Below are 22,105 nucleotides of genomic sequence, written 5' to 3'. Positions count from 1 at the left end.
CTGCCGCAAGGCGGTAGTATCCGTCTTGGTCAAGCGGGTCTGTCGGCCCATTTCCGGCCGTCGCGCAGCAGCGCATTGGCGAGGAGGACGAGCTTGCGCATGACGGCGGTGATCGCGAGCTTTGGTGCTTTGCCGCTTTCAAGCAGCTGCTGGTATTTTCGCTTGAGGTCTGTGTTGAAGCGGATGGCGACGAGGGCGGGCATGAAGATCGCGGCGCGCAGGCTGGCGCGTCCGCCGCGGATCATTTCCTTTCCCTTCCACTTGCCCGAACGGCGCGTGAAGGGTGCCAGCCCGGCGAGGCTCGCGGCCTGTTTCGGCTCGAGGGTGCCGAGCTCCGGCATCTCGATCAGCAGCATGCACGCGGTCACGGCGCCGATGCCGGGAATAGAGGTCAGGATGTCGAGACGCTCGGCCAGGGCGGGGTCCGCTGCGATCAGGGTGGAGATGGTTTCGTCAACTTCGGCAAGCTGCTTCTCGATGATGGCCAGCCGCGCCTTCGCCTGGCGGCGGATCAGGCTGATCGCTGCTGTTTCAGCACGGTTTCCTGCCGCCGTCCGATCCTTGATCAGCGCCAGCCGCGCGACGTGCAACTCCCTCAGTTCGTTCATGAGTTCGCCACGAACCGGCCGCGGCGGCAGGTCGAGTGCGAGCCCCATCCGCGCCAGCAGCATCGCATCCACCCGATCTGTCTTGGCCTGCGTGCCAGTGGCCTCCGCGAAGCGCCGCGCCTGGCGAGGATTGACCTTGACCAGCGCATGTCCCGCCTTTGCGAGCGCTTCCTCCATTCCACGATGATAGGGGCCGGTCGGCTCGTAGACGATCCGCAGTCCTTCGGTGTTGCCGATCCATTTCAGCAAGGTCTTGAACCCGGCCTTGTCGTTTCCGAAAGAGTTGTGTTGCCGATCCGAGAGCCGGAACGCGTCCAGCCGGTCTTTCGAGATGTCGATGCCGATGATATCCTGCATCCGTCTTTTCCTTACCTCTGCTTGTCATGCAGGCCCGAAGCCCTGCTATCCGTTCAGGTCATGAGAAAAGACGGGGGCGATCACACTACCGCACGGCCCGCAACGGCCGACCCATTCTCGATCCGTCCCCCGCCGCTGCCCGGCATATTTGGGGTGCCGGGCAGCGGCTCCCTTATCGCAAGGAAGCCGAGGGAAGTCATAAGACAAGCCCATGCCGACCAGTCCTGCGGCGACTTCGGGGAAGCCGAGGCGGAGATGATGGGCGACATTCTCGAGGAAGACGAAGGGCGGTTCGACCTCGCCGATGATGCGGGCGACATGCGGCCAGAGGTGGCGCGGGTCGTCGGCGCCCCGGCGTTTGCCCGCGACGGAGAACGGCTGGCACGGATAGCCCGCAGTGACGATGTCCACCGCGCCGCGCCACGGGCGGCCGTCGAAAGTTGCAACATCGTCCCAGACAACAGCCTGATCCAGGGACGCGTCTTCCATCCGCGCCACGAGAGTGGCTGCGGCGAAGGTTTCCCGTTCGACATGGCCCACAGCACGATATCCGGGGATGGCGATGGTGAGCCCGAGGTCGATACCGCCCGCGCCGGAGCAGAGGGAGAGGCCGAACAGACATGCGTCTCCGGCTCCGGAAGCGTCTCCGGAGGAAGGTAGAGCCAGGTCATGCATGTCACGCGGCGGTCTGGCGCTTTCGCGCGGGTTCGGGTTCGGCGTCCGTGTCCGGCGTATCGGTGACGTCGCCCAGCCGCTCCGCCTTCACCTGCGCGAAGGTCCGGCCGTCGCCGTCGAGGATCGCGTCCTTGTCGGTTTCGGCCTGCCAACGCTCCACGGCGACATCGACATACGCCGCGCTGATCTCCATTGCGAAGACGCGGCGGCCATTGGCCTCGCCCGCCATGATCTGCGACCCGGAGCCGGAGAACGGCTCATAGCAGAGGCCGCCCCGCGCCACATGCTGGCGCATCGGGATCCCGAAGGCGTCGAGCGGCTTCGGCGTCGGATGGTCAGGCCGGTCATCCTTGGCGAAGCTGGGAAGCGCCCATGTCGATGGCAGCGTTTCCTCGGCCACCTTCGGCGGGCGGTTCGGGCGACGCCAGCCCATGAAACAGGGCTCGTGCTTCCAGAGGTAATGCGACCGGGTCAGGACGCCCCGGTCTTTCACCCAGATGATTTGCTGATGCACAAAGGCGCCAGCCTTCTCCCAGCAGGCTTCCAGCATCGCCTGGCGGCGCGAGGCGTGCCAGCAGTACCAGGCAGCATCCTCGGCGATGGCTTCCGCCACGGCTGCAGCGATGAACCCGTCATAGAGTTCCGCGCCCTGCGAACTGTCGTCCCAAGTCGTGCCGTAGGACGCCGACCAGTCCTTGTTGCGGGTCGGATGGTTCGAGCCGTCGTAGTCGACGAGATACGGTGGATCGGTCGCGAAAAGGATCGCGCGCTCACCGTTCATCAGGCGGCGCACATCGGCCGCGCTGGTGCTGTCGCCGCACAGCAGCCGGTGATCGCCGAGGATCCAGAGATCGCCCGTCCGCGACGCCGGATTGCGTGGGGGTTCGGGGATGGTCACCGGCGGCACGGAGCCCCCGGCGCCCTCTTCCTCGCCGCCACCGTCGAGATCGAAGGCCAGCAGCTTGTCGAGTTCGCCATCGGAAAACCCGACCAGCGACAGGTCGAAGTCTTCGGCCAGCAGGTCGTTCAGTTCCGCCGACAGCAGCGCCTCGTCCCAGGTGCCGAGTTCCGTCAGCTTGTTGTCCGCAATCCGGTACGCCCGGCGCTGCGCTTCGGTCAGGTGCCCGAGCACGATCACCGGCGCCTCGGTCAGCCCGAGCTGCGTCGCGGCCAGCACGCGCCCGTGGCCTGCTATCAGTTCGCCGTCCTCGCCGACGAGGCAGGGCACGGTCCAGCCGAACTCGGCCATGCTGGCGGCGATCTTCGCGACCTGATCCGCGCCATGCGCCTTCGCGTTCTTCGCGTAGGGCTGGAGGCGCGACAGCGGCCACGTCTCGATCGCGTCCGGGGCGAAGCTCAACGTCATGATGGGCACGGTTCCTCGGTCGGGTGGATGCCGGTGGCTTCCGGACTCCGGATGCCGGGCCGGACTCCACACGGGGTCCAGCGGCCACCAGCGGTGTCCGGTCGGAAGGCCAGCGTTCATTGGTGTTTGCGCGGGGCGCGCGTGGCTCCGGCTTCCGGGTGGCTTCCCAAAAATCCGGCCCTGTCGCTGGCGATGTTCCGCGCTTCGCCCGCCAGCATACAAATGTCGCCAGGAAGGAACCAGAAACTGCCGTGGGCTGGACCCCGGCCGGACCCTCGCTGGATACCGGGGTCCAGAAGGCCCCCGTCAACGCAAAAGGGAGAGCGAGCTTCCAGCGCACTCTCCCCATCTTGCCTTCGGAATAGCACGATCATGTTGCAGATGTCGAAGGAAAAAGTGTTGCAACACATTGGAGTCACTGTGCATTCAGCCGCGCGGCGATCTTGGTCAGCGCCAGTTGCCAGCGCCGCCAGGCGGTCGTGCGGTCGCACCCCAGCTCGCCGCTGATCTGCTTCCACGGCACCCGGGCCGCACGCGACCAGACCAGCTTGCGCTCCGCCTCCTCGATCCAGAGCACCCAGTCGAAGGTCTGCTCAAGCCGGGTGATCGCGGCGGCAGAGGGCCAGACCCGCATCGGCTGCGGCTCCATCGCGGCGATCTCGCGGCTGGTCCGCACGATGTCGGGCCAGGTGTTGAAGTAGCCCTGTGCCTTCACCGGCGGCAGCTTGCGCAGGGTGCGGAATGCCTCCTCGAAATGATCGGCGACGCAGTCGGCGGTCCATTCGCGATCAGCCATGCCGCGCCTCCCTGTCGGAAGGGCGCGGGCCGTAGAGCTTCTCGCCCAGCTGGCGGACCAGTTCACGCTCGGGCCAGGTGAGGCGGTCGTCATCAGCGGAGACCGCGAGGACGCCCTGTTCCTGCCAGCCCTCGCGCTTGACCTGTTCGGGATCCCGGCGCCGACCGCCGTAGCCATGGGGGTGCCACCTCATGCGACACCCCCTTTCGTCTCGATCGCCCAGAGCAGGATGGCGATGGCGTCGGCCTCGTTGTCGTCGGCCGGGCTGAAGCCGCGGGCGCGGACGGCGGCGACCATGGTGGCTTTGTCGGCGTTGCCCTTGCCCGAGGCGTGGCGCTTGATCGTGCCGACCGGCACGCCCTCGTACGGCACGCCGCGAAGTTCCGCCCATGCGGTCAGCGTGGCCATAAGCCCGCCGTAGATATGGCTCGCGTCGGTGCCCGCGTGGCGGCGGACTTCCTCGAACCAGATGGCGGCGACAGGACCGGACAGCCGGTCGATCTCGGTCAGCCAGTTGGTGAAGCGCAGGTAGCGCATGCCGCCGCCATCGAAGCGGCCGGGGCGGAGCGAGACGGTGCCGCTGGTGATCAGACCGTCATGGCCGCGGATCGCCCAGCCAGTCGTGGTGCCGAGGTCGAGGGCGAGGATGCAGCGGTTGCGGGAGGTGTCGAGCGGCAGCGATTCAAACCTTGCGCCGTCGCAATTCGGGATCAGAGTCGGCTGAGCCATGATGGGTCTCCTTTGCCGGTGGCCTGTGGTGGTGGAAGACGACGGCGGTCTGGTGCTTGGCGGTACGGGCCCGCCGTCGTCGGATCGGAGAGCACAAGGGAGCGTCACGGCGGCGCGCGCGGCTGACCCGGACGTATGGGAGGAGTGGCCAACCCTGTGGGGTGGCCCTCCCATACGTAGTATGGGGGTTTGACACCTAACTGTTCCGGGGCGTTCAAGTGGCTGGAATCATTGCGGAATAAGACTTCATGAAGTCTTCGGGCATGAGTTAGGGACCTAACTCTTATTTGCCCGTAACCCGTTGATTTCGTTGAGTGCACAGTTGGCGCTGTCATATGAGTCAGGCCTCACTCATATGAGTTAGGTCGTCCTCGAGCCCCTCCGGGTAGACCCAGACGGCGGGGTTTTCGACCTGCAGGCAGAGTCCGGACTGGGGGCATTTGAAGTGGCTGGGCAGGACCGGACGGGCGGTTGTGGCGACCTCGCCGGTGTCCGGATCGACATGCTCGACGGGCGCGCCGAACTGCATGCCCTCGACGCAGAGATAGCCGAACCGCGACCGGGTGACGGGGAAGCCGAACCCCGAGGCGTCGCGCAGGAACTTCACGAAGCCCTTGGTCGCCAGCACGCTGAGGCGCTCGCGGATCGTGTGCTTGCTGCCCAGACCTCCCCGGTTCTCGAAGGTCTCGGCGAACTGCATCGCGGTGTAGAGGCGCTCGCTCGCCGCCTCATCCAGCAACATGCCGAGGATGACATCGTGCTTGCGCAGCCGTTCGGCATCGAGTTTGGCGCCGACCTCCTTGCGCACCAGGCGCTCGTTCATCGGATTCAGCTCGACCCACTCGCCCTTCACCTTGTCGATGAGCTTGCCCGGCAGCGCAGGGCCGTTCCGAAGCTCGATCTCCAGCCTGCGGACGGTGCTATCCTCGTCTGGTCGGTGCATGAGCAGACCTGAGGTGTAGAAGCCGCGCAGCGCGCTAGCGCCGGAGAGCGCGAGGAAGGGATCGTCCTTGACCTGGTGCTTGCTGGCCTTGCGGGTGTGGTGGGCTAGGATGACGCCCGCGTCCGGATTGACCGCCTCTCGCAGGAGCTCGACCCGGTCCTTCAGGAAGAACATCATGGCGGTGTTGTCGTTCTCGCCGCCACCCTCGGGGCCACCGTCGAAGAGGTTGCGGATCGGATCGATGACGATGATGTCGGGCGGCGCGTCGGCGAATGCGGCCCGCATCGCCTCGGCCACGCGGGCGACGCCCTCCGCGTCGAGCAGCAGCTTCAGCTTGGGCGTGGCGATGAAGGTGTCGCGCGCGGCGGCGATCACGGCGGCGGCCAGAGCGATCTGCTGCATGCGCTCGCGCAGGTAGTGATACTGGATCTCGGCCTGCAGGTAGAACACGCGCAGCGGCCGGGGCGGCGTGAAGCCGAGGAACGGCACGCCCGCCGCCATGTGCACGAGCCAGGAGATCAGGAAGTCACTCTTGCCGACCTTGGGCGCGCCCCCCAGCACCAGGAGACCGCCCGGCGTCAGCACGCGCGGACCGATGATGTCCTCGGGCATCGGGCTCGTGTCGTCGAGCAGCGCGCCGAGGCTGAATGTCGGCAGCGGGCTTGCCGGAGCATCGACGCGGGCCGCGCGCAGGAGCGGCGGACCGTTGCGCTTCACATGCAGCGTCCAGAGGCGTTCGGACTCGGCCATCAGCCGATCGAGCGGCCAGGACGGGCGCAGCATGGCGGCGTTGTAGCCGCAGATCGCCTCCCAGCCCGCGAAGGGATCGAGGCGGCCCTCGTGGACGAGGCGTACGTAATGGCCGATGGCGGCGCTGGCCCCCTGGAAGCGGGACCAGTCGTCCACCGCGCCTTCGCGCACCGGCGTGGTGAGCACCGCGTCGATGCCGGGCTTGGCCTGCGGGGCCGAGACGTCGCTGGCGAAGCCCACGCCTGGCAGCGGCGGCATGTCGGCGACCTTTTCCGCGAAATCGGCAAGATCCACTTCGACCGAGCGATGCTCGCGGATCTGCACGAGGCGTTGATGGCCGTGCTTGTGATAGACGGTGCCTGGCACCCGGATCGGCTGGTGCGCGGAGCGGAAATGCGTGTCGCCGCCGACCTTCACCGCGATCTCGCCCCGCAGGCGACAGAGGGTGGCCAGGTCGTCGCCTTCGGCGGGCTCGGTCAGTTTCCACCAGACATGGAGCTTGGCCGCGCCCTCGGGCGTGCGCCCGCCGCTTTCGATGATGAGCGTGGGCGGGCCGAGGTGGCGGGTGACATGGTCCAGCTTGGCCGGGATGTCGCCCGCATCGAGATCGACGACGATGGCCTGCATCTGCAGCACGTCGGCGGCGCGGGCCTGGCCCTGTTCGGCGACCGTGCCGGGGATGACATAGACCGCCGCGCCCTCGCGGTTCGCCCACGCGGCGAAGGTCGCGAGTTTCCCCGGCGCGGTGTCATCGGCGGGGATCCAGATGTTGTGCGGCTTGCCGTCCCGGCCCTGACCCTTGTCGACGAAACCGCGGAGCGGGATCAGCCCCTCGCACCAGCTGAACACGGTGTCGAGGAAGACGGCGATCTGCTCGGGGTCGGGGTCGCAGCCGAATGGGTTCTCGGACGGCGGCCCGTCGTTGAAGTCCATCCACGGGTTGAAGTGCAGGATGCCGTCGTCGCTCATGCGGGAAGCCCCCAGCAGCGCTCGGACCAGGGGCAGAAGCGGCATTCGAAGAAGTCGGGCGTGGTGGCGACGCGCGGCAGAAGCTCGCCCGCATCGGTCGCCTGAAGGATCCGCACCCCGCGGTCCGACATGCGCTGCGCGAGATCGGCGTCGAAAGGCACCAGCTCATGATGAAGCTCGGCGGTGTCCTTGTTGATCGCGGTGAAGAGCGCGGGCGCGGCCGAGATGCCGGGGACCGTCCCTTCCATGTAGGCTTGGTAGAGCGCGATCTGGGCGGCGTAGACCGGCTTGGATTTCGTCACGCCGTCCTTGACGCAGGCGCGCCAGTTCTTCGCGTTCATCGTCTTGCATTCCCAGAGTGCGGGAACGGCCAGACCGAAGCCCTCGGGCCCGGCGGCAATGATGCCGTCGACATGACCGCGGATGCGCCCGCCAGCGACCGAGAAACCGAACTGGCCGCCATCGGGCCGGTTGCCCTTGCGCGTGTAGAGGTCGAAGCCCGCGCCGCGCAGCCAGGCGACGGCCAGATCCTCGAGCGCATGGCCGATGGCGAAGATGCGCAGCGATTGGCCGCTGAAGTCTTGGCCCTCGTCCTTCGGCGTCGCCGTGAACTCGAACTGAAGGGCGCGCTCGCAGGCATGGCCGAGGCGCGAGCCGCCGAGATAGTCGCGGGGCGGCCGCGTCGCCTGATCGGCCGTGAGCGCCCGATCGACGGCGGCGTTGACCTTGTCGGCAAAGCTGGGGCGGCGGTTATAGTCCAGCATGCTGGCCTCCCTCGTAGCTGCGGTGGGCGAGCCCGTGGCAGGTCGAGCAGAGCCATTCGACCGAGAGCGGCGCGTCATAGGCGTGGTGATGCGCTTCGAGGTCGGTCACGCAGCCACATCGCTGACACCAGACCGGCACGACGATCCGACAAGCCTTGACGGCATGCCGGACGATGCTGTGGGCCCGATATTTCTCGGCGTGGCGCAGGCGATAGCGACGCTGCGCCTCCCGATGCTTCTCGGGGTTCCTGAATTTCTGCGCGTAGGCGCGCTGGTATTCCCGGCGGCAGTCGCGGCACCAGGTCTGCCGACCATCGGGACTGAGCCGGCGGCGTCCGAACTCGCAGACGTCCTTCTCGACGCCGCATTTCGTGCAGAGCTTGGTCAAAACGGCACCTCCGGCGTCTGCGCCCGGGCGATGTCGGACATGGCCTCGCGGAAGCCCTCGACGGCTTCCTCGATCAGCGCGCGCACCTGCGGCTCGGTCAGATCGGCGAGCGGGGTGGCCCAGCCGATCTCGTCCATCAGCAGGGCGACGCGCTTCATGGTGGCGGTGATCGCGGCGCGCTCCTCCTCGGTCAGGTCAACCATGGCGAAACGCTCCCGCGCCAAGCGCGTCCAGAAGGACTGGCAGGGCATTGAGCAGAACCAGACCGAGGGCCGGGGCCGCTTCGACCGGTGCGGATCGAACCAGCCAAAACCACGGGTGGGTTGCCGGCAGACAGCACAGAGCGTTCCACGCGGATGCCAGAGCGGCCGTCGGTCCTCGGCGGTGATGGGGGTGGATGTGGGCATGGGTCATGCAGCCCTCCGTTCGGGAGAGGCCGCCGTGTCGATCAGCTGGCGGATGGCGCGCTTGTTGAAGCCGAAGGTCATCAGCGCGGAGGCGCGGTAGCGCGTCAGGCCGAAGTCATGGCGGCACTCGGGCGGCAGGTACTGGAGCTGCTTCTCGGTCGGCGGCTGGCGGAGCCAGGAACGGGTCTTGAAGGCGCTCTCGTCGGTCTCGTGCGTGTTCAGCCAGTCGTCAGCCTGCGCGAGGCAGACGGTGCGCTCGCCCACGCCCAGCAGATGCGGGCGTTCGCCCTTCGCGCCGCCGATGGCGTACCAGACCCCGTCCAGCCAGAAGATGCCGCCCCAGGCCGCGAAGCCCGTGGCCATCAGCGCGTCGTCCGTGCCGTAGAGGTCGACCCACGCGAAGCTGGACCGCTTCAGCAGGTCGATTTCCGTCATCATGAAGCCCGACAGCGGCGCGGTGCCACCACCTTCACCAGCGCCTTCATCCTCGCGCGGGAAAGCCTCGCCGCAGAGCGGGCATTCGGTGGCGGCCAGCGGGATTTCCGCCTCGCAGGCCGGACAGGTCTTGGTCGGCGCCTCGCCGGTTTCGGTCTTGCCGTCGAGATCGACATCCTGTTCCAGCGTGCCGTGGATCAGGCTTGAGGTGCCGAAATCCAGCACGACGCAGTCGGTCTTGACGATGCCGGGGTGTTCCTCGGGGTCGACGGTGCGCAGGCCGCGCCCGACCATCTGGATCATGGTGGACTTGTAGGAGCTGGGGCGCAGCAGCACGACGCAGGAAGTGGGCGGATGGTCCCAGCCCTCCGTCAGCACCGCGACATTGACCACGACGCGGATGTCGCCCGCCGCGTAGTCGGCGAGGATCGCCTTTCGGGTCTCGGCCGCCAGATCCCCGTGGATCAGCGCGGCGGAAACGCCCGCCGCCCTGAAGGCGTCGGTGACGTGCTCGGCATGGGCGACGGTGGAGCAGAACACCACGGTCTGCCGGTCGCCCGCCTTCTCCTTCCAGTGGCGGATCACCTCGTCGGTGACGGGGGCGCGATCCATGATGCCCGCCACCTCCGCCATGTCGAAATCCGCCATGGTCTTGCGGACCGAACGCAGCTCGTCCTGCACGCCCACGTCGATGACGAAGGTGCGCGGCGGGACGAGGTGGCCCGAGGCGATCAACTCGCCCAGCCGCACCTGGTCGGCCACGTTGTCGAAGACCTCGCGCAGGCCCTTCTTGTCGCCACGGTTCGGCGTCGCCGTGACCCCGAAGATGCGGGCGTCGGGATTGACCTCGCGCACCCGGTTGATGATGCGGCGATAACTGTCGGCGACGGCATGGTGCGCCTCGTCTACGACGAGCAGGTCGAGACGCGGCATGTCGGCGAGGTTCGAGGCGCGCGCCAGCGTCGGCACCATGGCGAAGGCGACCTGGCCGCCCCAGGACTTCTCCGTGGCGTCGATCACCGAGGTGGCGACGCCCGGCACCACGCGCTGGAACTTGGAGCGGTTCTGCGCGGTCAGCTCGTCGCGATGGGCGAGCACGCAGGCCTTCGCGCCGTCTGCGATCATCTCGCCGGTGACCGCCGAGAGCATGATGGTCTTGCCCGCACCGGTGGGCGCCACGCCCAGCGTGTTGCCGCGGGAAGCGAGCGCAGCCACGCTGCGCTCGACGAAGGTCTTCTGGCGGGGGCGCAGGCGCATGGCCGATCTCCCCTTTACTGCGCCCAGCTCGGCCGACCGGCGGCACCGGGGGCGGACGCGGGCTGGCTGGGCTGGGTGGCCGTGGAGGGCTGCTGCGGGGAATGGCCTTGGGCCGGGGCGGCGGTGAACTGCGGCGCGACCGCGCCCATCAGCGCTGCGTAGTCGCGGTGATCGGGCGTGACGGCAGCGCGGATCTCGTTCTTGTCCTCGCCGTTGGTGTCGGTGCCGATGTCGATGCGGGCGACGAACTCGACGCCGTCGAGATCACCGAAGCCGTTGATGCGGCGGCGGGCCTGCGCCTCGGGCGAGTTGTCCTTGTCCGACACGCCGCGCGCCGAGTTGAGGATGCCGCGGATCAGGCCGCGCCCCATGTTGGCCCAGTCCGGACCCTTGGGGCTGTAGAGGCCGATCAGCGACCAGACCTTGCGGCGGGCATAGGGCCCTTCCAGCACCGTGTATTCGGCGTCGAGATAGACGGCGCCGGTGGCGGCGCGGCGCGCCCAGCCACCGGTCCAGCCCTGCGAGGGGTCGTCGAAGCCGCCCGGGCGCAGGGTGAGCCGCACCTTGGCGAGCGTGCCTTTCGGGATGACGTTGGTGTTCGATTGGGCGGAGTTGAAGTCGTTCCAGGGTCCGGACATTGCGCGGCTCCTTTCAGTTGGAGGATGGGACGCGCAGCGGCGTCAGAAGGGAAAAGCCACCCCGGCGACCGGATCGGGACACCGGGCGTGGCGAGAGGCGCTCAGCCATGGCCGGGCTCCTGCGCGGGCGCGGGATCGGCGGGCGTCACCGGCGGCCAGGTCAGGCGTTCGGAGGCAGGCGCCGCGGGGCGCTGGATCTTCTCCATCAGCCGGCCGAGATGCGGGGCCTCGACCATGTCGAGACGGCCCGAGCGGTCCTTGGCCGGATAGCCCCAAGGGTTCAGCGTCTGGCAGACGAAGGCGCGCTGCGGCTGGCCGCCCGGGTCCGGGATGTCGGCCATGGTGATGACCTGATCGACGATGCCCGGCAGTTCGAGCCCGGTCTTCGAGCCATCGATCTGCGGCTGGAAGACCTTGCGATTGAAGTCGTCGAGCCGCTCGTCGAGGATGCCCACGAACCAGACATGCTTGCCGCGCGTGTGCTGCAGATGGGTCAGCCACCCGATCATCTCGCGGCCGTGCAGCCCGTAGGCGCCGCGGATGTCGGGCTTGCCGGTCTTCTCCGAGAAAGCCTCGGGCTGGCCGCGACACCACTGGAAGCAGAGCCGCCCGGCCACGGTGATCGAATCGATGAAAACCGTCTCGTACTTCTCGATCACCGCCGGATCGCCGTAGCGCCCGCAGACCTCGTCGAAATGCGCCTGGCTGTAGGGCTGGTCCTCGCGCAGCGCCGGGTTCGGCCCGCCGATGAACACCGCGAAGTCGCGGCATTCCTTCCAGGTGCGGGGCCGGAGCGTGTCGATCTCCAGCCCCTCGACAGCCAGGTCGCCAGCCTCGAGATCGAGGAAGAGCGTGGTCGAGGCGTTCAGCGTCCAGAGCAGGCTGGTCTTGCCGATGCCGGACCGGCCGAAGATGACGCCCTTGATGCCCTTGCGCTGCGCGAGCCGTTCGTCGGCGCCGATGATGGGAAGGGCCATCACTGGCCCTCCTTCTTCATCACCGCCGTGGCGGCGCGATCTGCGCCGATGCACCCCGCCTCGCGGGCGAGCTTGTAGAGCCGCTTCAGCGCATCGGCGCGGCGGTAGGCGGCCGAGCTCTCGCGCTCCGCCTCCACGATCGCGAAGGCGATCTCGTCGACGGTCGCCTCGACGACCGGTAGCGGCTCGCGCGGCTCGTCACCCGCGCGCTGCGGGAAGGCGATGGTTTCGGGGAGGTCTTCGAGCGCGTAGCTCGCCTTGCGAAGACGGGTGATGTCGTCCGGCTGGTCCGGCATGGCGGTTCTCCGTGAGATGATGTGATCGAGGAGGCGCATCACGCGGCCTCGCGGACGTCGGGCGCGGGCTCGGCGACGTAGATCGCCAGCAGCGGCGTCCCGTCGGCGTGCATGCCGGCGTCCTCGATCTGATAGTTGCGGTTGGGCTCGCAGACCTCGGTCAGCTCCCAGCGGCGATAGAGCCCCGGAAGACGCCTGAAATCCTCGAGCGACAGATCGGCAGTGCGGTTCATGCGTGTCTGCTTTCGGTTGGAGGGAAGGCGCTCGGGGCGCTCGAATGGGAAAAGCCAATGGCGGGACCGGATCGGGACATCCGTTCAGGGGATTTCCTAGAGGGCGGCGTGCAGCCGGCGCATCGCGCGCTGGTACCGCTTGCGGGCGGCGGCCTCGGTCAGGCCCAGTTCGACGGCGACCTCGGCCTGGGAGAAGCCCTCGATCGCCACGCGGATCACCAGCAGGGCGTCGTCGCCGAGCAGCTTCCGCACGGCGCCGTTGAGCCGCGCGTATCCGGCCGCGCCGATCCCGCTGTCGCCGCTGTCCGCCACTTCATCGGGATCGGCGCTGCTGGCGAGATGTTCGCGCGCCGTGTCGCGCTGGCGCACGCGGATCATGTCGCGCTCGACGTTCCGAAGCACCGTGGCCGCGATCCAGTTGACGCGCCCGAGGTCGAGGCCGCGGACCGCCTCGGTGGTGCGCGCCAGCACGTCGGACGCGATCTCGTCGGCGGTGCCGATCCTGCGCCAGATCGACCGGCGGCGGATGGCGTCGAGGCCGGGCCAGAGTGCCAGCAACAGCAGCGTCAGAGCGCAGTCGGACGCGGGCCCGTCGCCCTGCGCCGCCCTGACGAGCGCGGAGAGGATCACGTTCTTCTGGCCCTGATCGCCGGGCGTGCGGTGCAGCCCGTCCAGCAGGGCCGCCGGATCGCGGAACGGCGCGAGGGCGGCCTGCGCACGCCGGATGGCGTCGAAACTGCGCTGAAAGTGAAGGTTGGAGGATGAATGCATGAGGTGATCACGGATCTCGTGCCACGCGAAGGACATCGGACGCCTGCCTTGCGGCCAGGCGTCCGGCGCCTTCTCGTGGCCAGGTCAGGACGTCGCGCGTCTCTGCGATTTCAGGGGGTTGGGTGGATGCGCGCGTCAGCGCGCGGGTGCGGTCGCGTGGTTCAGCGTGCCGCAGCCCCGGCAGGTCGCCTGAACCGGGAAGCCCACGAGATACTCGTGCCCCCGCGCGAAGCGCAGGTGCATGCGGCCGTCCCGGCTGACGCCGAGCAGCTTGTCACAGCGCGTGCAGCGCCATTCCGCATTGGAGGTGGTGAGCTTGGTGTTCGCGGCGCCGGACCAGCTCGTCTGGGCCGCCTGGCGCGAGGGGAAGGGAGTCGGCATCGGGGTGCTCCTCTGACTGAGTGAGCACCCCTAGTGACGGCCCGAATCGGAGATGGTCAGACCCCCCAAACGGAGATCAAACGGAGATGGGTTCCTCGCAAAGGGCCCAGTGGCCATGCCGGGGCGAATACAGGTACCGGTTGTTCACCTCATCCCATTCATCGCCAAACAACTGAGGCAGCTGAGAAAACCCGGCGTACGTCTTCAAAACCGCGAGCTTCACACCGCCTTCCCGATCACGGTGAGCCATGTAGAGACGCTCGAACAGCTTCACTTTTTTCGCGCCAGTGACGATCCACGGATCCTGACCGGGAACGGTGATCTGAGCGGCGCCATCGTCTTGCCTGCGGAAGTGCACAGCGGCTCCGCGCGCAGCCGGATCGATCGCAGCCTCATAGGAGGAGCGGACCGCATCCGCGTCGATCATGCCGGTATCGGCATCGACATGATCTCTGAGGCTCAGGACGACATGGCAACCGAAATAGGGAAACCGCACGTCCTGTGGCACGAAGACGATCCCGCGAATTCGGTTGCCTTCGCCCCGGGCGAGGCGGTCGGACGCATCAAGCACTTTGTCGACCGATGTCGCCCGTGCGAGGTAGATCGGCGCCTCGGCCAGGCCGATGGTCGCGACACCCAACTGATGGAGATGATCGGCGAGTTCCCGCACGCGACCTTTCAGGCCCATCGGCTTGAGCAAGTCACGCAGCGCATCTCGCAGGTAATCGAAACGGATCTCGTACTCGGAGACATCCTCTGCCGGGACCGTCGACCCCGTTCCGCCTTCGACCAGCGTCAGCGTGGCCTCGTCGCTCGTGCCGTCCCGCTCGACGTTGTGAACGACTTCACCAAGCTCATCGTCCTCGAACAGGATGACATCCGACCATCCCTTGCGTGTCAGGAAACCGGCGCCGGTCAACTCGTCGGCGGCAACACCAAGTTCATCGAGGTTCTGGCCGGACGCCTTCTCGGAAGCGAGGTCGTAGAGCGTCAACAGCTGCGGAAGCTTCTCCTTGCGCTGCGGCTTCGAAAGGTCGCCTATGCGTTCAAGCACACCCCAGGCTTCGAGGAGATCGTAGCCCAGCTCTCGCTTGGCGGGGTCCCGTTCGCTCTGGATGTTCGACTTGTTCCTTCCGAAGACGTCGAACTGAAGGACACCTTTTCGCCCGCGCCCGTCCACATGCTCGATCCGGAAGCGGACCTTCGTGACATAGCCGCCGCCCGCTTTCGGGATGATCGCCCCGAAGACGCTCCTCGCGATCGCGTCGATGTCGTCCTCCGGCGCGACACTGAGGGTCACCTTCCGAGACCAGTCGCCCAGCGCGACCTGAACTTCGATGATGCCTGCCTTCTTGACCCGATGCGCTTCTTCATCGGGTATCGGCAGCTTGAGCGAGTTTCGGAAGCGAGAGAGGTTGTAAGTCTTCTGGGTCAGGGGCTTGTTCGAAATGTCGTGCTTCAGAGTATCTGCGGCGAACAGATTGGCGACGATCTTGCGTTCCACCCTGTCGCGCGAACACACCTCGATCCGTCGCCGGGCATGCGAATAGACCAGCAGCATCTCATCAGGTGGGCGGAAATAGAGCAGCTTCGTCGACTTGTCCGGCTGGACGGTTTTCTGGCTCGCATAGGCGCCGAAGAAGGTCACAGCCAGCAAGACGTCCTGACTCTCACCGTTTTCGGCGGGTAGGTCGACAGCCTCCACTTTACAGCCATCGTCATGCTGCAGGCGCTCGGCGATCTCTTTCGAGAGCGCATCATGGTCGACACCCGCTGCCGCTAGGGGAATTGAGGCATCTATCGACCACGCCTCGTATAGCGTTCCATGCTCGCGGTAGACCCGCACCTGCATCGCACGCTCAGCGGCTTCGAACAGTGCTATGGCATGGAGGTAAGCCCAAAGGCTTCTGGCGACCGCGTCGCGCTGCCCCTTCAACCCTTCCTTCGCAGCGAAGCGCGGGTCTTCGGCGAGCCGACGGAGCATCGCATCAGGCGTCGTGTCGGTCATCAGCATGACGCGACGGGCCTCGATCTCGATCAGGTTAATTCTGTCACTCTTCAGAGCCTTCAGAGCTTCCGCCATTCTTTCGGTGCGGATCTGATCTTCAGCATCGGCGGGCACAGCGGCCATTGCATCGCTTAGGAATACCGAAAACTGCGAGTGCGAAAGAAATTCGCTGATCAATTGGATTGGAGATTCAATAAACAGGCGCGAAAGCTCCGGCGCCCCGCGAAACAATGACCTAGCCACCTGGCCCTCCTACTTGCTGCCCTCACTAGACTTTGCGGAACGCCAGTCTGACGATTCAACCGAACAAAACAAGACCGAAGCGCAACCTGAAGCGGCAGTGGTATCCATCATGATCGTTTCTGGAGCGCTGTCCCGATCCCGCGCGGCAGGTGGCTTTTTACGGATGAAGCCCCTGCAGCCCGGACCCGCCCCGCATGAAACGCCCCAATCCGCTGCCGCCCGACCAGATGACGCCCGCAGAACGCCGCACTGAGCTGTGCGGCCTGCTGGCGCTCGGGCTGGTTCGGTTGCGCATGCGGGAGAAGGGCGAAGTATCTGACGATACTGGAGAACGTTGCCTACACTATCCGCCCGACCAATGCCGTCATGCAACTCCAACTCACCGGAGAAATGCATGAACAAGCCCGATCCCATCCCCGTGCGCCTGGCCGCGCTCAAGACCACGCCGACGCCCGACTTGAAGCAACAGTGGCGCGACCTGTTCGATAGCGAGCCGCCGCCCTTCAATCGCCGCTATCTCGAAAGCCGCATCGCGTATCGCATCCAAGAACTCGCCTATGGCGGGCTGAAACCCGAGACGATCCGGCGGCTTGAACGGCTGGGCGAGGAACTGGACGGCGGCGACCGGGCGAAGCGCAGCATCCGCGCCGACCGCGACCGACCAATCACGGGGACGCGCCTCCTGCGAGAATGGCAGGGCGTCGAGCATATCGTCACCGTCACCGCCGACGGCTTCGAATGGCAGGGGCGGCCGTACAAGTCGCTGTCGGCCATCGCCCGCGCCATCACCGGCACCCGCTGGAACGGATGGACCTTCTTCGGCCTCAAGAACCACAGGGGGGTGAGTGGGGGTCGCCGCAGGCGAGCGGACGATCCAGTGGATCGTTCGCAGCCGCGAACGCCCGAAGCGCAAGCGCAGGGCCGGGAGACATGACGAAGCCGTCCGATAAATCGAAGGTCGTCCGCAAGCTGCGGTGTGCAGTCTACACCCGCAAATCCTCCGAGGAAGGGCTGGAGCAGGAATTCAACAGCCTGCATGCACAGCGCGAGGCCTGCGAGGCGTACATCGCCAGCCAGCGCTCCGAGGGTTGGGTGCTGGTCCGCGATCAGTATGATGACGGCGGGATCTCGGGCGGGACGCTCGACAGGCCCGGATTGAAGCGGCTGCAGGAGGATATCGAGGACGGATTGGTCGACGTGGTGGTGGTCTACAAGATCGACCGCCTCAGCCGCTCGCTTGCCGACTTCGCCAAGCTGGTCGAGGTGTTCGACAGGAACGGCGTGACCTTCGTCTCGGTCACCCAGTCCTTCAACACGACTACGTCCATGGGCCGGTTGACGCTGAACATCCTGCTCTCGTTCGCGCAGTTCGAGCGGGAGGTGACGGCCGAGCGCATCCGCGACAAGGTCGCCGCCAGCCGAAAGAAGGGCATGTGGATGGGCGGGGTGCCGCCCTATGGCTTGTCTTATGACTTCCCTCGGCTTCCTTGCGATAAGGGAGCCGCTGCCCGGCACCCCAAATATGCCGGGCAGCGGCGGGGGACGGATCGAGAATGGGTCGGCCGTTGCGGGCCGTGCGGTAGTGTGATCGCCCCCGTCTTTTCTCATGACCTGAACGGATAGCAGGGCTTCGGGCCTGCATGACAAGCAGAGGTAAGGAAAAGACGGATGCAGGATATCATCGGCATCGACATCTCGAAAGACCGGCTGGACGCGTTCCGGCTCTCGGATCGGCAACACAACTCTTTCGGAAACGACAAGGCCGGGTTCAAGACCTTGCTGAAATGGATCGGCAACACCGAAGGACTGCGGATCGTCTACGAGCCGACCGGCCCCTATCATCGTGGAATGGAGGAAGCGCTCGCAAAGGCGGGACATGCGCTGGTCAAGGTCAATCCTCGCCAGGCGCGGCGCTTCGCGGAGGCCACTGGCACGCAGGCCAAGACAGATCGGGTGGATGCGATGCTGCTGGCGCGGATGGGGCTCGCACTCGACCTGCCGCCGCGGCCGGTTCGTGGCGAACTCATGAACGAACTGAGGGAGTTGCACGTCGCGCGGCTGGCGCTGATCAAGGATCGGACGGCGGCAGGAAACCGTGCTGAAACAGCAGCGATCAGCCTGATCCGCCGCCAGGCGAAGGCGCGGCTGGCCATCATCGAGAAGCAGCTTGCCGAAGTTGACGAAACCATCTCCACCCTGATCGCAGCGGACCCCGCCCTGGCCGAGCGTCTCGACATCCTGACCTCTATTCCCGGCATCGGCGCCGTGACCGCGTGCATGCTGCTGATCGAGATGCCGGAGCTCGGCACCCTCGAGCCGAAACAGGCCGCGAGCCTCGCCGGGCTGGCACCCTTCACGCGCCGTTCGGGCAAGTGGAAGGGAAAGGAAATGATCCGCGGCGGACGCGCCAGCCTGCGCGCCGCGATCTTCATGCCCGCCCTCGTCGCCATCCGCTTCAACACAGACCTCAAGCGAAAATACCAGCAGCTGCTTGAAAGCGGCAAAGCACCAAAGCTCGCGATCACCGCCGTCATGCGCAAGCTCGTCCTCCTCGCCAATGCGCTGCTGCGCGACGGCCGGAAATGGGCCGACAGACCCGCTTGACCAAGACGGATACTACCGCGTCGAGAGCCGGAAGCTGGTCATCGACGAGGAACGGGCCGAACACGTCCGCTGGATCTTCGCGCGCTTCCTCGAGATTGGCTCGGGGACGGAACTGGCGCGCGGGGTGGCCAAGCGCGGCATCCGCACGCCGCGCGGCAACCGGATCGACAAGAAGTACCTCTACCGGATGCTGAACAACCGCGCCTACATCGGCGAGGCGGTCCACAAGGGCGAGAGCTACCCCGGCGAGCACGATGCGATCATCGACCGCGAGACATGGGACCGGGTGCATTCCATCCTGCGGGAGAGCCCGCGCAAGCGCGCCGCGCGCACCCGCGCCGAGACCCCGGCGTTGCTGAAGGGGCTGCTGTTCGGGCCCGATGGCGCCGCGTTCTCGCCGACGCACACCCGGAAGGGCGACCGACTGTACCGCTACTATGTCAGCCAGACGGTGCTGAAGCACGGCGCCGGATCGTGTCCCGTGGGCCGTGTCTCGGCTGGTGAGATCGAAACCGCCGTCATTGATCAGCTCCGCGCAGTGTTCCGCCAACCCGAGATCGTGGCCGGGACACGGAAGGCGGCACGCGCCAATGCCGACGACATCACCGAGGAAGACGCCCGCGCGGCCCTGCAGCACTTCGATCCGCTGTGGGACGAACTCTTCCCCGCAGAGCAGACGCGCATCGTGGCGCTGCTGGTCGAGCGTGTGGATATTGGAGAGGGCGGGCTGAACGTTCGTCTGCGCATTGACGGCCTCGGCTACCTCGCGCGCGAGATGCTGGCCGGCGATATGGGCGCAGCAGCATGACCCGCGCGACGCCGATCCCTGAGACGGTGACGCTCCACGTGCCGTTCCGCATTGTGAAGCGCGGCGGCCGGAAGGAAATGCAGTTGCCGGAGGGCGCCACCCAGCCGCACAGGGCCGACAGCTCACTGGTCAAGGCGCTGGCCCGCGCTTTTCGTTGGAAGCGGATGCTGGAGTCTGGTGAGTATGCCACCATCGCCGAACTTGCCGAACGCGAGGGGATCGCGCCCTCCTACATGACACGCGTCCTGCGCCTGACCTTGCTCGCCCCCGACATCGTCGAAGCGATACTAAACGGGAAGCAGGGGCCGGAGGTCACGCTGGCGCGAGTGCTCGAGCCATTTCCAGTGGAGTGGGCGATCCAGACCGAACACCTTGGTTGAAACAGCGAGAACGGCCGTTCGTGATCTGTGCGGCAATCGACTGCACCTGAGCCCCTTTTTGACGAATGCTGCCGAGCGACTGAACGGCCGCTTCGGCGGACCCGCAGCTTAGCGAGGTGTTCTCCGTTCGGGTCTAGACATACTCCGTAATGCGTTTCAACAAGGCGACACCGACACCTGATAGAACGCCGCAAGAAGACGTAAGCTCTTGACGACACCCGGTGTCGAGCGGGTGGGGTCCTGTTATGTGACCGTAAACTGTCCCATCATGCCCGCATCCTCGTGTTCGAGGATGTGGCAGTGATACATGAATGGCGTCTCTTCCGAAGCCAGCTTGTCGAACCTCAGCAGGATTTCGGTCGAGCCCTGCACACGAACAACGTCTTTCCAACCGATCCGCGCTGAGTCGACCGGTCGTCCGTTCTGACTCACGACCCGAAAAGAAGTCCCGTGAACGTGGAACGTGTGCCGCATCATCATGTCGGTACTAATGCGCCAAAGCTCGGTTTCGCCTGCGCGGATGGTCTCATCAATGCGATCCATGACGTAAGGTTCGCCGTTGATCCCCATCGTCTGACCGTCGCCACCCATCATGCCGCCGCGCATCATACCCCCGGTGTGCATGTTGAGGGTGAAATTGCGCCTGCGGACTGGATCGCCGAGTGCGGGCGCATCCGAAGGCAGCGAGGTGGGTAGGCGGGTGGGGCCGGCGGGCGCAGCTGCGCCCACATCAAACGACATGATCTCGATCGGCGCACCACTGTTTCCACCCATCCCCATCATACCGCGGTCGCCCATCCTACCGCGATCTCCCATCATGCCTCTATCGCCCATCATCATGGAGCCGCCCCTGTCACCCATCGTGCCCTCGTTCATCATGCCACCCATCCCGATGTCGCGCGAGGCGAGAGAGACAGGTGACCGGTCCGAAAAATCGGCCACGATCTCGGCCCGTTCGGCGCCGTTGAGTTGGAGGCTGGCCATGGCCAGCGGGCGATCTAGTAGGCCGCCATCGCTCGCGACCTGGTGGAATTGCCTGCCATCGGTGAAACGGAAATCGTACACGCGCGCATTCGACGCGTTCAGGATACGCAGGCGTACCAGACCCGCCGGAACTGTAAGCTTGGGACGGATCACACCGTTGACGAGGATCTGGTCCGCTTGGAACCCGTGCATCCGGTCCATCATGCCAAGACTATAGGTCACGCGGCCTGACCGGTCGAAGCGTCGATCCTGCACGATGAGTGGAAAATCGTTGACGCCATAGTCGTGCGGCAGCGGATCGTCGATCTCGGGGTCGTCGATGACAATCATGCCCGCCAGCCCGCGATAGACCTGCGGGCCTGTTCGCCCGTGAACATGACTGTGGTAAAACAGCGTTGCCGCCGGGTGATCGACCGGTAATTCCGGCGCCCAAGTCTCGCCCGGGCCGAAAGCAAGTTGCGGCCCACCGTCGAGATAGCCCGGCACGTGCATGCCGTGCCAGTGAGCCGTGATCGGTTCATCGAGACGGTTCGTGACACTTATGTTTGCGGTGCGCCCGCGCCGGAACCTCAGCAGCGGCCCGAGGTAATCCTGCGAGTAGCCCCAGGTTTCCGACGCCGCGCCTGCGATGAAGTCGCGTGTTCCGCGTATCGCATCGAGTGTGTTGCCTGCGCCGGGGCCGATCTCCATGACCTCCGGTATCCGCAAGGGCGCGCCGGGCTCGGCGGCCCACGCCCGGCTGATATTAAGTGCAGGGGTCGCGAGGGAGGCTGCGGCGAGGGTAAGAAACTTTCGGCGTCTCATAGTGATACTCCGTCATTAAAAGGGTTGCGTCGTTCCCAGCCGAGGCCCGGAAAACATCGCTTCAGCGTTTGTATCAGTGTCAGGCGCGAAGCGGCAGGTCCGCCTTTTTCCAGCCCGCCAGACCGCCTTCGATCACGGTGGTGCCATAGCCCATCTGGCGCAGGCTGTCGGCGGCAAGGGCCGCGCTCGCGCCGGACGCACAGAGAGCGTGAACACGGCCCTCGCCATCGCGCTGCGCGGCCAGAGCCTCGTTCGCCACGCAGGTGTCGGATCGGCCTGCGCTTCGACCAGGCCGCGCGGAATGTGAACCGCGCCTTCAATTGCGCCTTCGCTCTCCAGCTCTGCCGGTTCGCGCACGTCGAAAATGACATCGCCACGCCCCATCGCCCGATGAGCGTCAGTGGGATTGATCCCATCGACGCGCAGTCTTGCGTCCGCGACGAGGTCTCTCATTGATTTTCGACCGGCGGCGCTGTCGAGAAGGTGCTATTCTGGCTCGCCATGATCGCCTATGTGTTGCTAGGGGGCGGTATT

Annotated in this window: 22 protein-coding genes and 4 pseudogenes; 5 read left to right on the top strand and 21 right to left on the bottom strand. The window is 66.2% G+C overall.

Annotated elements, in window-relative coordinates:
- Positions 1-29 precede the first annotated feature (29 nt).
- From JHW45_RS11075 to JHW45_RS10990, 18 genes are all read right to left on the bottom strand, one after another.
- A complete protein-coding gene (locus tag JHW45_RS11075; RefSeq protein ID WP_074555568.1) occupies positions 30-965 on the bottom strand; it encodes an IS110 family RNA-guided transposase in 936 nt (311 codons plus the stop codon).
- 45 nt (positions 966-1,010) lie between these two features.
- The gene (locus tag JHW45_RS11070; RefSeq protein ID WP_272857728.1) at positions 1,011-1,640 is read right to left on the bottom strand and encodes a DNA cytosine methyltransferase; all 630 of its coding nucleotides are present in this window, start codon (positions 1,638-1,640) and stop codon (positions 1,011-1,013) included.
- Between the two features lies 1 nt (position 1,641).
- Positions 1,642-3,006 carry a site-specific DNA-methyltransferase gene (locus JHW45_RS11065; RefSeq protein ID WP_093359550.1) on the bottom strand — a complete coding sequence of 455 codons (1,365 nt, stop codon included), beginning with the start codon at positions 3,004-3,006 and terminating at the stop codon, positions 1,642-1,644.
- 415 nt (positions 3,007-3,421) lie between these two features.
- Positions 3,422-3,802 (bottom strand): DUF6362 family protein, encoded by a 381-nt coding sequence (locus JHW45_RS11060; RefSeq protein WP_018303644.1) that lies wholly within the window; start codon positions 3,800-3,802, stop codon positions 3,422-3,424.
- The gene (locus JHW45_RS11055; protein WP_028720215.1) at positions 3,795-3,995 is read right to left on the bottom strand and encodes a hypothetical protein; all 201 of its coding nucleotides are present in this window, start codon (positions 3,993-3,995) and stop codon (positions 3,795-3,797) included. Before JHW45_RS11055 ends, JHW45_RS11060 begins: the two co-directional genes overlap by 8 nt.
- Complete coding sequence (locus tag JHW45_RS11050; RefSeq protein WP_246217986.1) at positions 3,992-4,531, bottom strand: crossover junction endodeoxyribonuclease RuvC; 540 nt, start codon at positions 4,529-4,531, stop codon at positions 3,992-3,994. Before JHW45_RS11050 ends, JHW45_RS11055 begins: the two co-directional genes overlap by 4 nt.
- Before the next feature lie 340 nt (positions 4,532-4,871).
- Positions 4,872-7,193, bottom strand: a complete 2,322-nt coding sequence (locus tag JHW45_RS11045; protein WP_272857727.1) for an AAA family ATPase — start codon at positions 7,191-7,193, stop codon at positions 4,872-4,874.
- Positions 7,190-7,957, bottom strand: coding sequence for a hypothetical protein (locus JHW45_RS11040; protein ID WP_163464888.1), 768 nt, complete (start codon positions 7,955-7,957; stop codon positions 7,190-7,192). The genes JHW45_RS11045 and JHW45_RS11040 overlap by 4 nt, the downstream gene beginning before the upstream one ends.
- On the bottom strand, positions 7,944-8,345 hold the full coding sequence (locus JHW45_RS11035) for a hypothetical protein (protein WP_272857726.1): 402 nt from the start codon (positions 8,343-8,345) through the stop codon (positions 7,944-7,946). Before JHW45_RS11035 ends, JHW45_RS11040 begins: the two co-directional genes overlap by 14 nt.
- Positions 8,342-8,548, bottom strand: coding sequence for a DUF6511 domain-containing protein (locus tag JHW45_RS11030; RefSeq protein ID WP_050474573.1), 207 nt, complete (start codon positions 8,546-8,548; stop codon positions 8,342-8,344). Before JHW45_RS11030 ends, JHW45_RS11035 begins: the two co-directional genes overlap by 4 nt.
- 207 nt (positions 8,549-8,755) lie before the next feature.
- Positions 8,756-10,444 carry a DEAD/DEAH box helicase gene (locus JHW45_RS11025; protein WP_272857725.1) on the bottom strand — a complete coding sequence of 563 codons (1,689 nt, stop codon included), beginning with the start codon at positions 10,442-10,444 and terminating at the stop codon, positions 8,756-8,758.
- A gap of 14 nt (positions 10,445-10,458) precedes the next feature.
- A complete protein-coding gene (locus tag JHW45_RS11020; protein ID WP_163464885.1) occupies positions 10,459-11,082 on the bottom strand; it encodes a hypothetical protein in 624 nt (207 codons plus the stop codon).
- A 101-nt stretch (positions 11,083-11,183) separates the two neighbouring features.
- A complete protein-coding gene (locus tag JHW45_RS11015; protein ID WP_163464884.1) occupies positions 11,184-12,059 on the bottom strand; it encodes an ATP-binding protein in 876 nt (291 codons plus the stop codon).
- A complete protein-coding gene (locus tag JHW45_RS11010) occupies positions 12,059-12,355 on the bottom strand; it encodes a hypothetical protein (protein WP_163464883.1) in 297 nt (98 codons plus the stop codon). Before JHW45_RS11010 ends, JHW45_RS11015 begins: the two co-directional genes overlap by 1 nt.
- A 38-nt stretch (positions 12,356-12,393) precedes the next feature.
- Positions 12,394-12,588: a hypothetical protein gene (locus JHW45_RS11005; RefSeq protein WP_163464882.1), complete on the bottom strand. Its 195-nt coding sequence runs from the start codon at positions 12,586-12,588 to the stop codon at positions 12,394-12,396.
- Between the two features lie 96 nt (positions 12,589-12,684).
- The gene (locus tag JHW45_RS11000; protein ID WP_163464881.1) at positions 12,685-13,395 is read right to left on the bottom strand and encodes an RNA polymerase sigma factor; all 711 of its coding nucleotides are present in this window, start codon (positions 13,393-13,395) and stop codon (positions 12,685-12,687) included.
- Positions 13,396-13,494: 99 nt separating this feature from the next.
- Positions 13,495-13,740 (bottom strand): hypothetical protein, encoded by a 246-nt coding sequence (locus JHW45_RS10995; protein ID WP_163464880.1) that lies wholly within the window; start codon positions 13,738-13,740, stop codon positions 13,495-13,497.
- Positions 13,741-13,816: 76 nt separating this feature from the next.
- On the bottom strand, positions 13,817-15,991 hold the full coding sequence (locus tag JHW45_RS10990; protein ID WP_163464879.1) for a hypothetical protein: 2,175 nt from the start codon (positions 15,989-15,991) through the stop codon (positions 13,817-13,819).
- A 394-nt stretch (positions 15,992-16,385) separates the two neighbouring features.
- Between JHW45_RS10990 and JHW45_RS10985 the strand changes: the two are divergent.
- The 5 genes and pseudogenes from JHW45_RS10985 to JHW45_RS10965 form a co-directional block, all read left to right on the top strand.
- A pseudogene (locus tag JHW45_RS10985) lies at positions 16,386-16,832 on the top strand (DUF2924 domain-containing protein); the annotation flags it as partial.
- An 89-nt stretch (positions 16,833-16,921) separates the two neighbouring features.
- Positions 16,922-17,500 (top strand): annotated as a pseudogene (locus tag JHW45_RS10980) (recombinase family protein); the annotation flags it as partial.
- 159 nt (positions 17,501-17,659) lie between these two features.
- Positions 17,660-18,595: an IS110 family RNA-guided transposase gene (locus tag JHW45_RS10975; protein ID WP_074555568.1), complete on the top strand. Its 936-nt coding sequence runs from the start codon at positions 17,660-17,662 to the stop codon at positions 18,593-18,595.
- A gap of 13 nt (positions 18,596-18,608) precedes the next feature.
- Positions 18,609-19,403, top strand: a pseudogene (locus tag JHW45_RS10970) (recombinase family protein); the annotation flags it as partial.
- Positions 19,400-19,783 (top strand): hypothetical protein, encoded by a 384-nt coding sequence (locus JHW45_RS10965; RefSeq protein WP_163464876.1) that lies wholly within the window; start codon positions 19,400-19,402, stop codon positions 19,781-19,783. The pseudogene JHW45_RS10970 and the gene JHW45_RS10965, both read left to right, overlap by 4 nt.
- 243 nt (positions 19,784-20,026) lie before the next feature.
- Here the strand turns inward: JHW45_RS10965 and JHW45_RS10960 are convergent, their stop codons facing one another.
- The 3 genes and pseudogenes from JHW45_RS10960 to JHW45_RS17955 form a co-directional block, all read right to left on the bottom strand.
- The gene (locus JHW45_RS10960) at positions 20,027-21,571 is read right to left on the bottom strand and encodes a multicopper oxidase family protein (protein ID WP_163464875.1); all 1,545 of its coding nucleotides are present in this window, start codon (positions 21,569-21,571) and stop codon (positions 20,027-20,029) included.
- Between the two features lie 79 nt (positions 21,572-21,650).
- Entirely contained in the window at positions 21,651-21,830 is a 180-nt protein-coding gene (locus tag JHW45_RS10955) for a rhodanese-like domain-containing protein (protein WP_197717489.1), read from the bottom strand.
- Between the two features lie 77 nt (positions 21,831-21,907).
- Positions 21,908-21,955 (bottom strand): annotated as a pseudogene (locus JHW45_RS17955) (hypothetical protein); the annotation flags it as partial.
- Between the last annotated feature and the right edge of the window lie 150 nt (positions 21,956-22,105).

The sequence above is a fragment of the Paracoccus stylophorae genome (assembly GCF_028553765.1).
Classification (GTDB): domain Bacteria; phylum Pseudomonadota; class Alphaproteobacteria; order Rhodobacterales; family Rhodobacteraceae; genus Paracoccus; species Paracoccus stylophorae.
Note: the sequence above shows the minus strand (reverse complement) of the source record. Positions and strands in the feature narration are given on the sequence as shown.

What these genes read in the sequence shown, in the direction of transcription:
- JHW45_RS11025 (WP_272857725.1), bottom strand. Translation starts at nt 10,444, where the DNA reads ATGCGCCTGCGCCCCCGCCAGAAGACCTTCGTCGAGCGCAGCGTGGCT.
- JHW45_RS11015 (WP_163464884.1), bottom strand. Translation starts at nt 12,059, where the DNA reads ATGGCCCTTCCCATCATCGGCGCCGACGAACGGCTCGCGCAGCGCAAG.
- JHW45_RS11065 (WP_093359550.1), bottom strand. Translation starts at nt 3,006, where the DNA reads ATGACGTTGAGCTTCGCCCCGGACGCGATCGAGACGTGGCCGCTGTCG.
- JHW45_RS10965 (WP_163464876.1), top strand. Translation starts at nt 19,400, where the DNA reads ATGACCCGCGCGACGCCGATCCCTGAGACGGTGACGCTCCACGTGCCG.
- JHW45_RS11005 (WP_163464882.1), bottom strand. Translation starts at nt 12,588, where the DNA reads ATGAACCGCACTGCCGATCTGTCGCTCGAGGATTTCAGGCGTCTTCCG.
- JHW45_RS10995 (WP_163464880.1), bottom strand. Translation starts at nt 13,740, where the DNA reads ATGCCGACTCCCTTCCCCTCGCGCCAGGCGGCCCAGACGAGCTGGTCC.
- JHW45_RS11010 (WP_163464883.1), bottom strand. Translation starts at nt 12,355, where the DNA reads ATGCCGGACCAGCCGGACGACATCACCCGTCTTCGCAAGGCGAGCTAC.
- JHW45_RS11050 (WP_246217986.1), bottom strand. Translation starts at nt 4,531, where the DNA reads ATGGCTCAGCCGACTCTGATCCCGAATTGCGACGGCGCAAGGTTTGAA.
- JHW45_RS11030 (WP_050474573.1), bottom strand. Translation starts at nt 8,548, where the DNA reads ATGGTTGACCTGACCGAGGAGGAGCGCGCCGCGATCACCGCCACCATG.
- JHW45_RS10960 (WP_163464875.1), bottom strand. Translation starts at nt 21,571, where the DNA reads ATGAGACGCCGAAAGTTTCTTACCCTCGCCGCAGCCTCCCTCGCGACC.
- JHW45_RS11070 (WP_272857728.1), bottom strand. Translation starts at nt 1,640, where the DNA reads ATGCATGACCTGGCTCTACCTTCCTCCGGAGACGCTTCCGGAGCCGGA.
- JHW45_RS11060 (WP_018303644.1), bottom strand. Translation starts at nt 3,802, where the DNA reads ATGGCTGATCGCGAATGGACCGCCGACTGCGTCGCCGATCATTTCGAG.
- JHW45_RS11000 (WP_163464881.1), bottom strand. Translation starts at nt 13,395, where the DNA reads ATGTCCTTCGCGTGGCACGAGATCCGTGATCACCTCATGCATTCATCC.
- JHW45_RS11055 (WP_028720215.1), bottom strand. Translation starts at nt 3,995, where the DNA reads ATGAGGTGGCACCCCCATGGCTACGGCGGTCGGCGCCGGGATCCCGAA.
- JHW45_RS11040 (WP_163464888.1), bottom strand. Translation starts at nt 7,957, where the DNA reads ATGCTGGACTATAACCGCCGCCCCAGCTTTGCCGACAAGGTCAACGCC.
- JHW45_RS11045 (WP_272857727.1), bottom strand. Translation starts at nt 7,193, where the DNA reads ATGAGCGACGACGGCATCCTGCACTTCAACCCGTGGATGGACTTCAAC.
- JHW45_RS11075 (WP_074555568.1), bottom strand. Translation starts at nt 965, where the DNA reads ATGCAGGATATCATCGGCATCGACATCTCGAAAGACCGGCTGGACGCG.
- JHW45_RS10975 (WP_074555568.1), top strand. Translation starts at nt 17,660, where the DNA reads ATGCAGGATATCATCGGCATCGACATCTCGAAAGACCGGCTGGACGCG.
- JHW45_RS11020 (WP_163464885.1), bottom strand. Translation starts at nt 11,082, where the DNA reads ATGTCCGGACCCTGGAACGACTTCAACTCCGCCCAATCGAACACCAAC.